Source organism: Urechidicola sp. KH5 (assembly GCF_054661455.1).
This window is the reverse complement of record NZ_BAAFSW010000001.1, coordinates 805,604-822,777: the sequence shown is the minus strand read 5'-3', so window position 1 is coordinate 822,777 and position 17,174 is coordinate 805,604. Positions and strand designations below refer to the sequence as shown.

Sequence of the window (17,174 nt, the reverse complement as noted above, 5' to 3'; positions counted from 1 at the left end):
TACAGAAAGGAATGCTGCGCATGTTTACGAAACGTCTATCGACTAGAAGTCGTGTTTTTATCTCAATGGTATTACTAATTTTGATCTCTTCGATCCTAATTGGTATCGTAACGGTTATTCAGTATAACGAACAATCAAAAGAGTATAACGCGGGTAGATTAGAACGTAAAGAAGGTGCAATTTTACGTCATTTTGAATTGTCTATAGATACAGTAGCACAGCCATTGTCTTATGATGTTTTAAAACATGTTTTACTCGAGAATGTTGAAGAAGTTTCTGAGGTTCATAATCTAGAATTAGAACTTTACGATTTAATAGGCGATTTGTTAATTTCATCAAATCCATCGCTACCCGTAACCGAAACGCGAATTTCTGAAGACATCTTGCAGATTTTGAGAGAAAGCGGATCACATAGATTTGTAATTCAAGATGCGATTGGTGACAAAGAATACCAATCCTCCTATACGTATTTAAACGATGGTCAAGCGGCACCTGTAGCGATCTTACATATTCCTTATTTAGAGAATAGAACGGAGCAAGAAAATGAACTTCGAGAGTTTCTTTCACGTTTAGCATTAGGCTTCTTTATAATGTTTATCATCGGGATGGCTTTTGCCTTATTTATCTCAAAATATATAACGAGGTCTATTATTGCGGTATCTGAGAAAATGGCTCGAACGCGTTTGCACAAGCGCAATCAAAAAATTGATGCAAAGGCTTCGAGTAGAGAAATTCAAGTATTAATTGAGGCATACAATAGTATGGTCGATGATTTGGAGGAGAGTGCTGTAAAATTGGCCCAGAGCGAACGTGAAGAAGCGTGGCGTGAAATGGCAAAACAGGTGGCACACGAAATTAAAAATCCGCTAACACCAATGCGACTTACGGTGCAGAGTTTTGAGCGAAAGTTTGATAAAGACGATCCAGAAATCGAAACCAAAATAAAAGAGTTTAGTAAGACCATGATTCAGCAGATTGATGTTATGAGTACCATTGCCTCTGCATTTTCTGATTTTGCTAAAATGCCTACTCAAAAAAGAGAGCGTATTAATTTGGTGGAGGTTGTTAAGCATGCTACAGAGATTTTTACAGAACAAGCGATTAGTTTTCAATGCGATTCAGAAAGCATTATAATGAATCTTGATAAGTTGCAAGTAACACGAATTGTAACGAATTTAATAAAGAATGCCATTCAAGCTACTGAGAAAACAGAGCAACCTGTTGTACTTGTTCAGATTCAAGATCAAGAAAAAGAAGCTTTAATAGTTGTAACAGACAACGGTAAAGGGATTGAAGAGGCCTTAAAAGAAAAAGTGTTTGAACCTAAGTTTACCACCAAAACAAGTGGTATGGGCTTAGGTTTGCCAATGATAAAGAATATTATTGAAGCTTATGATGGCACTATTAGTTTTACATCAGAAGCGGGTAAAGGAACGGTGTTTACAGTTGCACTACCAAAGGATTTAGAAGCTTAAAAAGGAAAAAGATATAGACTATGGATTTTAAGAATATTGTGGTAACAAATAACGATGCTATTTGTACAATAACTATTACGAGACCAAATCAGTTAAACGCATTAAATATTACTACTATTTTAGAGTTGCATCAAGCACTAGCTGATGCTGATGCAGATAAACAAACACGAGCTATTGTAATTACAGGAAGTGGCACCAGAGCTTTTGTTGCAGGAGCTGATATAAAAGAGTTTGCTCATTTTGATGAAGAACAGGGTAGAACGCTGTCTAAAAACGGTCATGATTTATTATTTGATTTTGTAGAAAATTTGAAGACGCCCGTGATTGCAGCTATTAATGGATTTGCATTGGGAGGTGGATTAGAGTTAGCCATGTCTGCCCATTTTAGAGTAGCAAGTGACAATGCAAAAATGGGATTACCAGAAGTGTCGTTAGGTGTTATACCAGGTTATGGAGGCACGCAACGATTGACACAGTTGGTTGGCAAAGGAAGAGCCATGGAGCTAATTTTAACAGCCAATATGTTAACGGCCATTGAGGCTAAAGAATGTGGTTTAGTAAATCATGTGGTGCCTCAAGAAGAATTGTTACCATTAGCACATAAGTTGGCCTCTAAAATTGCAACAAATTCATCTACAGCAGTAGCGATGGCTATTGCAACTGTGAATGCTCAAGCAAATAAAAAGATGAATGGTTTTGAGACAGAAATAGAGAATTTTGGGAAGTGTTTTGATACTAAAGACTTCGCTGAGGGAACAACAGCATTTTTAGAAAAACGTAAACCGAAGTTTTAATTATGAATTCATAATTATTTGATTCCATTCCATTCATTATAAAATTGTTCGAGAAATTTTTCCATATACAGGTGCCTTTCTTTAGCAATTTTTCGACCCGTTTCGGTATTCATTTTATCTTTTAGCAATAACAGTTTTTCATAAAAGTGATTAATAGTAGGAGCAGCAGATTTTTTGTAGGTTTCTTTATCTTGATTTACGTTTGGTGAAATTGCTGGATTGTACATTGGTCTGTTTTTAAATCCACCATAATTAAAACAACGCGCAATACCAATAGCTCCAATTGCGTCTAACCTATCTGCGTCTTGTACCACTGCTAATTCTGGAGTTAGTTCAAGTTTAAAGTTTGGGTCTAATGAATTTTTATAGGAAATATTATCTATTATAAATACAACTTCATCAATAATCTCAGAGGCTACCTGCTGCGTTTTTAAAAACTCGGTTGCTTTTTTAGGCCCTACAGTTTCATCACCATCGTAAAACTTTGCATCTGCAATATCGTGTAATAACGCACCCAGTAGAACAACAAACTCATCCACTTCTTCAGAAGATGCAATGAGCTTTGTGTTGTTTAAAACACGTTCTATATGAAACCAATCGTGACCTCCTTCTGCATTTTCTAAAGTTTCTTTTACATAGTTAATGGTGGCTGTAATTATTTGTTGTTGGTTTGCAGTCATACTATAAAAATGAATAGTTCGAAAATAAAAAAATCCATTCAATAGAGAATGGATTTATAAGTGTTTTAAAACTCAAGTACTTGAGCATTGTCTTTATTTAGCAAAACTCGTCGTAAGCTGCTGCTAAGTTTAAGGCAATTGCCTGTGCAGAACGACCTTCAATGTGGTGGCGCTCTAGCATGTGTACTAATTGTCCATCTTTAAATAATGCAATTGCAGGAGAAGAAGGTGGAAAAGGAATCATGTACTGACGTGCCTTATCTGTAGCTTCTCTATCAACACCTGCAAAAACAGTTGTTAAATTTGCTGGACTTTTTTCGTTTCCTAAAGAAGCAATGGCTCCAGGACGAGCTGCACCTGCGGCACAACCACATACTGAATTTACCATAACCAAGGTAGTACCTTCTTTGGCAATTGCGCTATCTACTTCTTCTGTTGTATGTAATGATGTAAACCCTGCATTTTCTAACTCTAATGCCATTGGTTTTACGATTTCTTCTGGATACATAAATTCTAATTTTTTATAGGGTACAAAGATAATGATTTTTTAGGACGTACTGTATTAAGATTTCTTACTCATATAGCTTTCAATCAATACAGTTAAGAGTATTAAACTTCCACCGAAAATCGTATTTAAAGTCGGAATTTCTCCTAAAAAAGCTATGGCAATCAGAATGCCGAATATTGGTTGAATACTAGCGATTATACTGGCCGTTGCAGCACTAAAATACTTTAGACTTCTTACAAAAAGTGTGTGGCCGAGTGCCGTTGTTACTAGCCCCAGGAACAATATGTAAGGATATTGTGTTTGAATGTCTGAAATATCAAACACAAATAACACGGGAATTAAAACAACAGATAGAATTGCAAGTTGGTAAAACATTAAAATAGAACTGTCTAGTTTGCCTATAAATTGTTTGACTATTAACACGCGAATGCTATAGAATAAGGCTGATAGTAATCCGAGGAGAATTCCTTTAAAATAGGTATTTTCATAATCTACAACTGGGGCTAAAATGTAAATTCCGATTAATATTAGCACTGCTAAAAACACATGCATTGGTTTGAACTTCTCTTTTCCAAAAAATGGTTCTAGCAGGGCAGTCATAACTGGGAAAGTAAAAAGTGATAACATGCCAATGGCTACGTTTGAGGCTTTTAGTGATAGAAAATAGGTAATCCAATGCCCTCCTAAAAACAGTGCACTGGTTAGAAAAGGCAAGCGTTCTTTTGGTTGGAGTTTTACAAATTGCAAATGCTGACTTTTACAAAACAAAAACAACGCAACCATACCAATACTGCTTCGAAACCAAATAATAACTGGTGTTGGCATAGCGATGTATTTCCCTAATGCTCCAGATGTACCAATAAAGAGGGCAGAAAGAATTAAAACCGAAAGATGTTTACCGTGAGATTCTGACATTAGATTGATTGAAGCACTTGCAATGCTTTTTTAATAGTATCTATTTTGATAAATGTTATAAGAAGTCGTAACCCATTTTTGGTTTGTTTTTCTTTCATTACACAACTTTTGCTATGCTGCTGAACATATCGCAATACTTTTGTGAATTGTTCTGTTTGATAGAAATCGCTTTGTTGGTTAGATACAAAATAACCAATCATGCGTTTTTGTTTTAGTATTATACGTTCTAAACCATAAGATTTTGCCAACCATTTAATACGAACACTGTCAAGTAAGTCTTCTACCTGCGTTGGATATGGTCCGAAACGATCAATAAGATTTTGTTCAAACTCTTGCAACCCTTCTTCTGAATTAATAGTACTTAAAGTGTTGTATAAGCTCAATCGTTCAGAAATTACACTGATGTAATCATCAGGGATAAGAATTTCAAAATCAGAATCTATTTGAACTTCTTTTACATATTCTTTTGGACTGCCATCATCTCCATACAGTTCTTTAAACTCGTTGTCTTTTAATTCTTGAATGGCTTCTGTTAGTATTTTTTGGTAGGTGTCGAATCCAATATCGTTAATAAAACCACTTTGTTCTCCTCCTAATAAATCTCCTGCTCCACGAATTTCTAAATCTTTCATAGCGATATTTAAGCCACTTCCTAAATCAGAAAAAAGCACTAGTGCTTCAATTCGTTTTCTCGAATCTGTACTCATCATATGATAAGGGGGGGTAATAAAATAGCAGAAGGCCTTTTTGTTAGAACGACCAACTCTACCGCGCATTTGATGTAAATCAGACAATCCAAAATTATTTGCATTGTTGATAAAAATGGTGTTGGCATTTGGTACATCTAATCCGCTTTCAATAATAGTTGTTGAGACAAGAACATCGAACTCATTATTCATAAAAGAAAGCATTAATTGCTCTAATTTTTTTCCTTCCATTTGTCCGTGACCAATGCCAATTTTAGCATCCGGTACTAAACGTTGTAGCATACCTGTAACCTCTTTAATATTTTCAATTCGGTTGTGAATAAAAAATACTTGACCACCTCTTGAGATTTCATATTGAATGGCATCTCTAATAGTTTCTTCACTAAAGCGAATAACTTCAGTATCTATAGGGTGTCTGTTTGGTGGGGGTGTAGTAATAACAGATAAATCTCTTGCCGCCATTAAACTAAACTGAAGGGTCCTAGGAATTGGTGTGGCTGTAAGTGTTAAGGTGTCTACATTCGCTTTTATAGTTTTAAGCTTGTCTTTAACTGATACTCCAAATTTTTGTTCTTCATCAATTATTAGCAGTCCTAAATCTTTAAATTTAACCTTGTCATTGGTTAGTTGATGCGTCCCTATAACGATATCTATACTGCCTTCAGAGAGTCCTTTAAAAACTTCATTTCGTTGCTTGGTTGTTCTAAATCTATTGAGATAATCTATCGTAACTGGAAAGTTTTTTAGACGTTGGCTAAATGTTTTAAAATGTTGAAAAGCTAGTATGGTTGTTGGTACTAAAATGGCTACTTGTTTACCATTATCTACTGCCTTAAAGGCTGCGCGAATTGCAACTTCGGTTTTACCAAATCCAACATCTCCACAAACCAAACGGTCCATAGGTTGTTCTTTTTCCATGTCGGTTTTAACAGCTTCTGTTGCACTCGACTGGTCTGGAGTGTCTTCGAATAAAAAGCTAGCTTCTAATTCGTGTTGCATAAAGGTATCTGGACCATATTGGAACCCTTTCTGCATTTTTCTTTTAGCATACAATTGTATTAAATCGTAGGCTATTTCTTTTACACGTTTCTTGGTCTTTTGCTTTAGTTTTTTCCAAGCTCCAGAACCGAGTTTATACATTTTAGGTGCTTTGCCATCTTTACCGTTGTACTTAGAAATTTTATGTAAAGAGTGAATGCTTAAGTACAAAACATCTCGATCGCCATAAACTAATTTAATGGCTTCTTGTTGTTTTCCATCGACATCAATTTTCTGTAAACCTCCAAATTTCCCAATACCATGGTCTATATGTGTCACAAAATCTCCAATACTCAAATTGGTCAATTCTTTTAAACTAATCGCCTGCTTTTTGGCGTAACCATTTTTTAGTTTGAATTTGTGATAACGCTCAAATATTTGATGATCTGTATAACAAATAATTTTTTGCTGGTGGTCTACAAACCCTTGGTACAAAGGAAAAACAATGGCGTTGTATTGCACATCTTGATCTATGTCTGCAAAAATTTCGGCAAATCTCTGTACTTGTTTTTCGCTATCGCAACACAAAAAATTCTGGTATCCTTTTTCGGTATTTTCTTGCAGATTTTTAATTAATAAATCAAACTGTTTATTAAATGATGGCTGAGGTTTTGTGTTGTATACAATTGCATTTTCAGAAGGTTGCTGTTCTGTTACTAAAGAAATTAATTGCAAATCATCTAGCTGTTGTGCAAGCATAAATCCATCGCAAAAAAGATGTTTGGGTTCTGTTTTCTTAAGTGTACTTTCTAGCTTTTCGAAAGCAACTTCTGCTTTTTCAAATAGTTTATCTAGTCTTGCGTAACACCCCTTTGGATTTTTAGCAATTACTTTTGTCTTATTACTAATGTATTGTAAAAAGCTTTGTCTTTTTTCTTCAAGATGCTTGTCTTCAACATTAGGCATGATGTTGATTTTCTTAAGCTTCTCTAAAGATAATTGTGTTTCTATATCAAATGTTCGAATACTGTCTACTTCATCTCCAAAAAACTCGATTCTATAAGGTTCGTCGTTAGAATAAGAAAATACATCTATAATTCCGCCTCTTACTGAGAATTCACCAGGTTCTGTTACAAAATCAGAACGTTTGAAATTGTATTCAAAAAGCATTTCATTCACAAAATCAAGCGATAGCTGTTCGCCAACTGTAACTTTTAATGTACTGCGTTCAAGTTCTTTTTTGGTAATTACCTGTTCAAATAAGGCATCTGGATAGGTAACTATAAATGCAGGTTTTTTTCGAGAATTGATACGATTTAATACTTCTGCTCTTAGTAAGATGTTTGCATTGTCTGTTTCTTCAATTTGATAAGGTCTCCGGTAAGAACCAGGATAAAACAGCACATTTTTATCCCCTAATAATTGTTCTAAATCATTGAGATAATAGGCTGCGTCTTCTTTGTCTTCTGCTATAAATAAGATTGGTCTATCTGTCTTATTAAAGATAGTTGACATGGAAAAAGACAATGAAGATCCGACCAAATTCGCAATTTGAAAATGGTGTTCGGTGCTTTGTAAATGTGAAACAAACTGCTCAGTTGTTGCCGATTGTTCCAAAACTGAAACTAAAGAAGCTTTGTTCAATGAAACAAATTTTGGACAAAGATAACTTTTCATCTAAAAATATGACAATTATCATATGCTATAAATACTTAGTTTCGTTAAATTTGTATGAAACACAAACACAACAAGATGGCTATTTTTGATTTATTTATGAGCGGAGCTCAAAGAAGAAATTTGGGTCACTATGCAGGAATTGTAAGGTTGGCTCAAGCAGACGGTGTGGTAACAGATGGTGAGGAGATTTTACTTAAGCGTATGGCCAAGAAATTGCATATTTCTGATAGAAATGTGAAAAGGGTTTTTAAACATCCTGAGAAATTTCCAATTAACCCACCTGTAAGTTACGATGATCGAATCGAAAGACTATTTAATTTAACACGCATGATTTTTGCCGATAGTGAATCGGTAGAAAAAGAAGCAGCTATTTTAATTAAAGTAGCAGTAGGATTAGGTTTTCCGATACAAGATGTTGAAAAAATTACGCAAACGGCAATTGATTTGACTATGAAAGAAACTCCTTTAAAAGAGTTTTCTGAGAAAATAAAGGCTCTAGGGCCCGTATAGCATTTCTAAAAACACGTTAATAACCGTTCTTTTTAAGGGCGGTTTTTTTTGTTTATGTATTTTTGAATAATGACTAATTCAACCAATCAAAATTTTCAGGTTTACAACGCCTCAGCCGGAAGCGGTAAAACCTTCACACTTGTAAAAGAATACTTAAAAATTTTATTGAGTAGCACCGATGCTTATCGCTTTCAAAATGTATTGGCAGTTACATTTACCAATAAGGCGGCAGCCGAAATGAAGATAAGGGTGCTAGAGAATTTACACGCAATTTCCGAGGGAGAATCTTCGGATCTTGGAGTTGCGTTGGTAAATGAACTTGGATTGACTCAAGATACTATGCAGCAACGAGCTTCAAAGGTTTTATTTAATATTCTTCAGAGATATGGTGCTTTTAATATTACAACCATAGATAGCTTTACACATAGAATCATTAGAAATTTTTCTTTTGATTTAGGCCTAGATGTGAATTTTGAGGTTGAAATGGATGCAAATCAATTATTGAGTGATGCTGTAGATTTGTTGATTAGCCAAATAGGTTCTAATAAAGATTTAACTCAAGTTTTACTTGATTTTGCTTTAGAAAAAGCAAATGATGACAAGTCTTGGGATATTGCCATGGATTTAAAAAACATGGCCAATGTATTATTAAATGAAGACAATATAATTCAACTCAAAAAATTGGAGTCAAAGAGTTTGTCTGATTTTAATGCTTTAAAAAAGAATTTAAAAAGAGAGCAGAAAATCTTAAATAAAAGAGCCTTAGAAATTGGAGTTCATGCCATTGAACTTATTCAATCTAATGGTTTGGGTAAAGGTGTGTTTAGAGGAAATTATTTTGTGAAGCACTTTGAAAAGTTACAAAATGGAATTGAGGCAACAGCATTTTTTGATAAATCAAAGTTGAAACACAATATAGAAAACAATTCTATTTACAATAAGGATGTGCATTCAAAGTTTCCAAATCTGGCTGTATTAGAAGCTGTTTTATTCAAATTATACAATGAATCTGAACAGCTTTATATTTCTTACAAGCGAATGGGTTTAGTTTTAAAAAATTTGATTCCGTTGGCAACATTAAAATACATTAATGCTTCTTTGGAAGATTTAAAAAATAGGAATAACATTCGGTTGAATGCTGAGTTTAATCAAATGATTTCAAATCAAATAAAAGATGAACCGGCACCTTTTATTTATGAGCGTTTAGGAGAGAAGTTTCGCTATTACTTTATAGACGAAATGCAAGATACTTCTGCTTTACAATGGCAAAACTTAATTCCCTTAATTGAGAATGCATTGGTTTCTGAAACCTTAGATGAGCAAACAGGTAAGTTGTTGGTAGTTGGAGATGCAAAACAATCCATATACAGATGGCGTGGTGGTAAAGCGGAACAATTTATTGATTTGGCCGATCAAAATAGTAGCAGCCCTTTTAGTATAGAGAAATCTGTAGCGAATTTAGAAACGAATTATAGAAGTTACAGTGAAATTATAAAGTTTAACAATGCTTTTTTTAGTTATTTAAGCTCTTTTTTTAAAGATGATCAGTATCATAAATTATACAGTAAAGGGAATCGTCAATTAGAGAACTCCAAAAAAGGAGGTTATGTTTCTCTTTCTTTTATTTCGCCCAAGGGTGAAGATGGAGAGGTGTTATACCCGTCAAAAGTATATGAAACTATTCGTTCTTTACGCAATCAATTTCAATTAAGAGAGATGTGCGTTTTAGTTAGAAAGAAGGATGAGGGCAAAGCCGTTGCCGACTATTTGACTGAAAAGAATATTCCAATTGTTTCTTCTGAAACATTGTTGCTTAAAAGTAATACCGAGGTTCAATTTTTAATTCATCTACTAAAATATATTCATCACTCCGAAGATCAAGAATCATTGGTGTTAGCACTACTTTATTTAATCAATCATAAAAAACTTGAAGGTGATGTTCATGATTATGTTACGCGTTTGATATCTAAAGATGTAAACGAATTCTTTGAAAAATTAAAAGAAATTGAAATTGATTTTCAGATAGACTTATTTAATAAGCTCAGTCTCTATGGAGCGCTAGAATATATTATTAATGTGTTTAGATTAACTGAACTTACAAATGCTTATTTAATAGCATTTTTAGATGTAATTCTGGCCTGTGGTAACAAAAAGAATTATAGCTTAGAAGAGTTTCTAGAATACTGGGAATTGAAAAAAGACGCATTGAGTATCGCAATGCCAGATGATTTAGATGCAGTTAAAATTATGACCATACATAAATCAAAAGGCTTGGAGTTTCCTGTAGTGATTTATCCAAATCGTTTAACCTTAAAAGATACAAAAAGAGAAAAAGTTTGGTTCGAAGATTTAGATGCAGAGTTGTATCAAAATTTTCGAGCCGCTTATGTTAACGTTTCAAAAGATATTGCCAATTTAAATAATTATGGTGCCAGTTTATATCATTTAATTGAGCAGCAACAATATTTAGATAATATAAATTTGTTATATGTTGCCATGACACGTGCTTCTGAACAATTATATGTAATTTCTGATTATACATCTTTTAATGGCTCTTTAGAAACCTCTAAAAAAGGAACAGATTTATTTATCAATTATTTAACCACATTAGACGATGCAAACCGTTGGGTTGATGCAAGGATGGAGTATGAATTTGGAAGCAATCAAAGAGTTTCTCATTCAGTAGCTATAAAAAATAAAGTAGAAGAATTACCTTCAAAAATAATTATTGATTCAGCGAGAAATAATAGTATCTCTGTTGTGTCTAAGTCTGCTATTCTTTGGGATACAGATCAGGAGAAGGCTATTCATTACGGTAATTTAATCCATGAGCTGTTTTCGCAAGTTTATACCGTGTTGGATATTGATTTGGTTCTTGATAGTGCTCTAGAAGATGGATTAATTAGTAAGAATGAGATTGCAACTATTCGAAAAATGATGCTAACTGTTGTAAATCATCCGAGTCTCTCGGGGTATTTTGAAGATAGACTTGAAGTTTTGAATGAAAAAGAATTTTTAACGAATGAAAAAAGGTTGTTAAAGCCAGATAGAGTGGTAATTAAAGATGGAAAAGTAATTGTAATTGATTACAAAACCGGTATTGAAAAAGAAAGTTACGAAGCGCAAGTTCAGGCTTATATGAAATTGTTAGGTGATATTGGTTATCAAGTCGATAAAGGTCTTTTAGTATATCTAGATTCACAATTAAAAATTATTGAAGTGCCTTTTGATTTTTAGGAAACTAAACTGTTCCGCTTAAATTTGGTTAAAAAATTATGGAATATTTAGAATAAGTTTTCATTTTTTAGGTTATTTCATAATATTTTGTAGTTTTGTTTTTGAATTTGGGCTTATCAGGCTTAAGTTTGAACTAAAATTAGGAAACAATTAAATTTAAAATTTTTAAAATGAAACATTTAAGAATAGCTTTACTAGCTTTATTTGTTGTTGCTGGTTTCAGCAACGTAAATGCTCAGGATGCCGATAATCCATGGGTAGTTGGTTTTGGAATCAACGCAGTTGATTTTCATCCAACAGGTTATGATATGGAAGGCATCGGCGATTTCGGATCTCAGTTTTTTAATGCAGAAGATCACTACAACATTATTCCTTCTATTTCTAGAATTAATGTTGGACGTCACTTAAACGGTGGATTCTCTTTAGAATTAGCTGGATCTTTAAACAAGATTGAAAAAATAGGGAGAAATGAAGTTGATGACTTATCATACTTTGCTGCTGACTTAGCAATCAAATATTCTGTCTTACACAAGAAAGATCTATGGTTTGATCCTTATTTAGGTGTTGGTGGTGGATATACATGGGTTGATTCAAAGGGTACTGCCACAGTTAATGGTACAATTGGAGCAAATTTTTGGTTGAATGATAACTTAGGTTTTGTTGCGCAAACTTCTTACAAGCACGCATTTGATGATGATAACGTAATTCCTCATTTTCAACACTCAGCTGGTTTAAATATTAAATTTGGTGGAGTTGATACGGATGGTGATGGTGTATATGATAAAGATGATGCTTGTCCAGAAGAATTCGGTTTAGAAGAGTTTAATGGTTGCCCTGATACAGATGCTGATGGTATCATTGATTCAGAAGATGCTTGTCCTGAGGCTGCTGGTCCTGCAGAAATGAACGGTTGCCCTGATACAGACGGTGATGGTGTTGCAGATAACAAAGATAATTGTGTTAACGAGGCAGGTCCTGCTGCTAATAATGGTTGTCCTTGGCCAGATTCAGATGGTGATTCTGTATTAGACAAAGATGATAACTGTCCAAACGAAGCTGGTCCTTCTGCTAACAATGGTTGTCCTTGGCCAGATAGAGATGGTGACGGTGTATTAGATAAAGATGATAACTGTCCTGATACTGTTGGTCCTGCATCTAACAATGGATGTCCAGAAGTTCCAGAATCAGTAAAAGAAGCTTTAAGATCTTATGCTAAGACCATTGTTTTTGATACTGGTAAAACAACTATTAAAGAGCAATCGGCTGGTGTATTAAATGATATTATTGCAATCTTAAAAGATTACCCAGCTTCTAACTTTAATGTTGAAGGTCATACAGATAGTACAGGTTCTGCAGGCTTAAACCAAAAATTGTCTGAGGGTAGAGCACAAGCGGTTGTTGAGTACTTAACTTCAAACGGTATTGATGCTGGTAGATTAACTTCTGCTGGATACGGTGAAGAAAGACCAATTAGTACAAACGATACTGCTGCTGGTAGAAGAGCAAACAGAAGAGTTGAGATTACTTTAAAGAAAGACTAAATCTCACAATAAATTATAAGTAAAACCGCTGCACAGATTGTGTAGCGGTTTTTTTATTTTCTTAAATTGCATGTATGCAATCATTTTTATCTCAAGTTGTAGAATCTATTCTGCATGAGCATACTAACAATCTTCAACAAATTAAATTTATTCTCCCAAGTAGGAGAGCCTGTGTATTTTTAAAAGATTGCCTAATAAAACAACTTAATGGTGCTACTATTTTACCAGAATTACTAAGCATCGAGAATTTTGTTCAAGAGCTATCCGAATTAAAACCAATATCACAAGTCGAACTTTTATTTGAATTCTACACTGTTTACAGATCTATAACTCCTGTAGAATCCTTAGAGAGTTTTGAACTATTTTCTCAATGGGCCTCCATTGTATTACAAGATTTTAATGAGGTTGATAGGCATTTGGTTGAGGCTGTAGATCTATTTGCGTATGTTAGGGATATCAAAAGACTAGAAGGTTGGGAGCCAAATACAACTTTTACAAAAAAGTATTTTTCCTTTTTTGAGAAATTGGATACGTATTATATGGATTTGTATGACACTCTGAAATCTAAAAAAAAGGGCTATCAAGGTATTATTTATAGAGAGGCAGAGGCGAACATACATCATTACATGGATAACAATCCGAATACAGTTCATGTATTTGTTGGATTTAATGCCTTAAATAAGGCTGAAGAAATAATTATTCAAGAATTTCTTCATCATGGTAAAGCGAAGATTTTTTGGGATACTGATAGCGATTATTTGAATATGGAAAATGTTACAGGGGATTTCTTAAGAAGATATCAATCTAATTGGCCATATTTTTCTAATAACTCTTTTGATTGGGTAGAATCAAATCTAAATACAACTAAAAATATTCAAGTTATTGGAGCTCCAAAAAATGTAAGTCAGTTAAAATATGTTGGGCAAGTTCTTGAGGAGAAAGGCAGTTACGAAAGCACAGCATTAGTACTTGCAGATGAATCTTTATTGAATTTAGCACTCAATTCTTTGCCGGAGTCTGTAGGTAAAGTAAATATAACTATGGGAGCGCCCCTAGAAGAGCTTCCAATCGCCACTTTTTTTAAGAGCATTTTTAGTTTATTTACGCAGCAGAAAAAATTGAGTATAGATACAAGAGATAGTTATCATTATAAAGATCTGTTAAAACTTACTGAACAACTTTATTTCAAGAAAATTCTAGGAGACCAAATATCTTTCGTAAATCAGATTTCAAAAATTAATTCTAGTATCATTACACAAGAGCATTTAATTGTACTTGATTCTGATGGACGTTTACGTGAGAAATTTGAATTTCTATTTTCTTCAAAAATTGCCGTAAATGAACTAATAGAATACTGTGTTAATCTGTGTTTAGATCTTAAGTCTAAGGCGGATGGAATTGAACGAGAGTATGTATTTAGATTTTATCAATTGTTTCAACAACTCATGCATTTAAACAATACACATGGACACATAAATAGCATTACTACTTTACAACAATTCTTCTTACAATTATTAAAAAATGAAAAACTATCTTTTCAAGGAGAGCCTCTAGAGGGGCTTCAATTAATGGGAATGTTGGAAACTAGAGTTATAGATTTTGAAACTGTAATAATCACTTCTGTTAATGAAGGAGTGCTTCCAAAGTCTAGATCAGACCAGTCTTTTATTCCGTTTGATGTAAAGAAGCAATTCAATTTGCCAACCTATCATGAAAAAGATGCGATTTTCAGTTATCACTTTTTTAGGCTACTGCAAAGAGCTTCAAATATTTACTTATTGTACAATACAGAGAATGACGATTATGGAGCTGGAGAAAAAAGTAGATTTATCTCTCAGTTACTGCTTTCAAGAAAGGATGTGTCGCATAAATTAATAGCGCCAAAGGTTGATATTTCTATTACGAAAGCCAAAGAAATTATTAAATCAAGTGCATTACAAGGGCGATTGGAAGAAATTGGTCGAGAAGGTATTTCTCCTTCTTCTTTGGCAACTTTTGTTTACGATCCATTACAATTTTATACACAAAGGGTTTTACGAATTAATGAGGTAGAGGAGGTAGAAGAGAACATTGCTGCAAATACGATGGGAACTGTAATTCATGAAACGTTGTATGAATTGTATAAACCTCTTGAAGGTAAATTTTTGAGCGAACAATCACTCCAAGAAATGTTACCAAAAATAGAAGGGATTATGATTTCTCAATTCTCGAGATTTTATGTCAACGGAAATATTGAATTGGGCAAAAATAAATTGATTTACGAAGTTTCTAAATCGTATGTTGCTAAGTTTATTCAATTAGAATTAGAAGAAATTAAAAAAGGTGTAGCAATACAAATATTGAAATTAGAAGCGCCCCTAAAAACGGATATGTTTATTAACTCTATAAATAAAAACATAAGATTTAAAGGTACTGTTGATAGAATTGACATATGCGATCAAACACTTCGAATAATTGATTACAAAACTGGAAAAGTTGAAAAGGAGCAGTTGAAAATGGACGATTTTTCTGTTATTCAAGAATCCTATAAATACACGAAGGCATTGCAAGTTATGCTATACGCTAAAATGTTTCTTGATACTTATCCAGAATATGCGAATAAAAAAGTTCATGCAGGAATTTATTCATTTAAGAATTTAGGTTCTGGATTTCTTCAAATGAATTTTGCTCCAGGTAGAGGTAAAGACTATGATATAACTTCAGATAGGATTGACGATTTTATGACGATACTAGATGAGATTCTTTTTAACATATTTGATTCTTCAATACCTTTTATAGAGAATTTAGAGAAGAGTTATGGCTAAAAGTTTAGTATATACGTCATCTGATATTTCGTTGAAAAATATTAATAGATTGGCAATTCCGGCTATAATAACGGGTATTGCAGAACCTATTTTATCAATTACAGATACCGCCATAGTTGGCAATGTGCCTGTTAACGCCACAGAAGCACTCGCAGCAGTTGGAATAGCAGGTTCATTTATATCTGCCATAATATGGATATTGGCTCAAACAAGAACTGCAATTTCTGCTACCATAGCAAAATATCTAGGAGCTAAAAAGTTGCGTCATGTACTAAAACTTCCTTCTCAGATTATTTTTTTTAATCTCATTTTAAGTTTGATTATTTATGGATTAACTTCTTATTTCGCATATACTATTTTCGGTTGGTACAATGCAAAAGGCGTAGTTCTAGATCAAGCAGTTTCGTATTATAAAATCCGTGCATTAGGCTACCCATTAACACTCTTTGCTTTTGCGATATTTGGTGTGTTTAGAGGGATGCAAAACACCTTTTGGCCTATGGTAATTAGTATAGTAGGAGTAATACTAAATATTGCCTTGGATTTAATTTTAGTATTTGGTATTGATACCTTAATAGAGCCGATGCATGTGGAAGGAGCTGCTTGGGCAAGCGTAATTGCTCAAGCTGTAATGGCCTTAATGGCATTGGTATTATTCATAAAAAAAACTCCATTTTCTTTCAAAATTGAAGGGAAATTCCACCCTGAGATTCCTACCATTGTGAGTTTGAGCTTTAATTTGTTTTTGCGAACATTGTTTTTAAACATTGCGCTGTATTTCGCCAATGCCTATGCTACAAAGTATGGAAATCAATATATAGCCGCTCAAACAATCGCGTTCCAAATTTGGTTGTTCTTCGCTTTTTTTATTGATGGATATTCAAGTGTTGGTAACATTATGTCAGGTAAGTTGTTGGGAGAAGAAGATTTCTTCTCTATGAAGAAACTGAGTATTCGTTTGAATAAGGTAGCATTGGTAATTTCAGTATTCTTAATTGTAGTTTGTGCTATTTTCTATCAAAAAATTGGGGTTGTGTTTAGTAAAGAAGAAGCCGTACTTAGTTCTTTTAAAGATGTTTTTTGGATTGTGTTGTTAATGCAGCCAATAAATGTGATTGCATTTATTTTTGATGGTATTTTTAAAGGGTTATCAGAAGCTTCAATTTTGAGAAACTTATTAGCAGCAGCAACTTTTTTTGGATTTATACCTAGTTTATTATTGGGAGACTATCTTGGTTGGAAGCTATACGGAATTTGGTTTGCCTTTTTTGTATGGATGCTCATCAGAGGGGGAGTTTTAATCATCATATTTAAAAGAAAATATTTAGCAAAAATCACGTAAATTTGT

The 17,174-nt window shown here is 33.6% G+C and carries 11 protein-coding genes; 7 read left to right on the top strand and 4 right to left on the bottom strand.

From position 1 onward, the window contains the following. Positions 1-80 precede the first annotated feature (80 nt). Both ACYQ5R_RS03785 and ACYQ5R_RS03780 read left to right on the top strand, forming a co-directional pair. A complete protein-coding gene (locus tag ACYQ5R_RS03785) occupies positions 81-1,475 on the top strand; it encodes a sensor histidine kinase (RefSeq protein WP_460189578.1) in 1,395 nt (464 codons plus the stop codon). 20 nt (positions 1,476-1,495) lie between these two features. Then, on the top strand, positions 1,496-2,269 hold the full coding sequence (locus ACYQ5R_RS03780) for an enoyl-CoA hydratase/isomerase family protein (RefSeq protein ID WP_460189577.1): 774 nt from the start codon (positions 1,496-1,498) through the stop codon (positions 2,267-2,269). A 14-nt stretch (positions 2,270-2,283) separates the two neighbouring features. Here ACYQ5R_RS03780 and ACYQ5R_RS03775 read toward each other — a convergent pair whose 3' ends face one another. The 4 genes from ACYQ5R_RS03775 to mfd form a co-directional block, all read right to left on the bottom strand. Continuing rightward, entirely contained in the window at positions 2,284-2,949 is a 666-nt protein-coding gene (locus tag ACYQ5R_RS03775; protein ID WP_460189576.1) for an HD domain-containing protein, read from the bottom strand. A 97-nt stretch (positions 2,950-3,046) separates the two neighbouring features. Further along, positions 3,047-3,457, bottom strand: coding sequence for a BrxA/BrxB family bacilliredoxin (locus ACYQ5R_RS03770; RefSeq protein ID WP_460189575.1), 411 nt, complete (start codon positions 3,455-3,457; stop codon positions 3,047-3,049). A 54-nt stretch (positions 3,458-3,511) separates the two neighbouring features. Next, positions 3,512-4,372 carry a DMT family transporter gene (locus tag ACYQ5R_RS03765; RefSeq protein WP_460189574.1) on the bottom strand — a complete coding sequence of 287 codons (861 nt, stop codon included), beginning with the start codon at positions 4,370-4,372 and terminating at the stop codon, positions 3,512-3,514. Then, positions 4,372-7,734 carry a transcription-repair coupling factor gene (gene mfd, locus ACYQ5R_RS03760; protein ID WP_460189573.1) on the bottom strand — a complete coding sequence of 1,121 codons (3,363 nt, stop codon included), beginning with the start codon at positions 7,732-7,734 and terminating at the stop codon, positions 4,372-4,374. The genes ACYQ5R_RS03765 and mfd overlap by 1 nt, the downstream gene beginning before the upstream one ends. Positions 7,735-7,788: 54 nt before the next feature. Between mfd and ACYQ5R_RS03755 the strand changes: the two genes are divergently transcribed. The 5 genes from ACYQ5R_RS03755 (at position 7,789) to ACYQ5R_RS03735 (ending at position 17,168) form a co-directional block, all read left to right on the top strand. After that, positions 7,789-8,244 carry a tellurite resistance TerB family protein gene (locus ACYQ5R_RS03755; RefSeq protein ID WP_460189572.1) on the top strand — a complete coding sequence of 152 codons (456 nt, stop codon included), beginning with the start codon at positions 7,789-7,791 and terminating at the stop codon, positions 8,242-8,244. 69 nt (positions 8,245-8,313) lie between these two features. Then, a complete protein-coding gene (locus ACYQ5R_RS03750) occupies positions 8,314-11,481 on the top strand; it encodes a UvrD-helicase domain-containing protein (RefSeq protein WP_460189571.1) in 3,168 nt (1,055 codons plus the stop codon). Between the two features lie 170 nt (positions 11,482-11,651). After that, the gene (locus ACYQ5R_RS03745) at positions 11,652-13,022 is read left to right on the top strand and encodes an OmpA family protein (RefSeq protein ID WP_460189570.1); all 1,371 of its coding nucleotides are present in this window, start codon (positions 11,652-11,654) and stop codon (positions 13,020-13,022) included. 74 nt (positions 13,023-13,096) lie between these two features. Next, positions 13,097-15,826, top strand: coding sequence for a PD-(D/E)XK nuclease family protein (locus ACYQ5R_RS03740; protein ID WP_460189569.1), 2,730 nt, complete (start codon positions 13,097-13,099; stop codon positions 15,824-15,826). Then, positions 15,819-17,168, top strand: coding sequence for an MATE family efflux transporter (locus tag ACYQ5R_RS03735; protein ID WP_460189568.1), 1,350 nt, complete (start codon positions 15,819-15,821; stop codon positions 17,166-17,168). Before ACYQ5R_RS03740 ends, ACYQ5R_RS03735 begins: the two co-directional genes overlap by 8 nt. Positions 17,169-17,174: the final 6 nt, after the last annotated feature.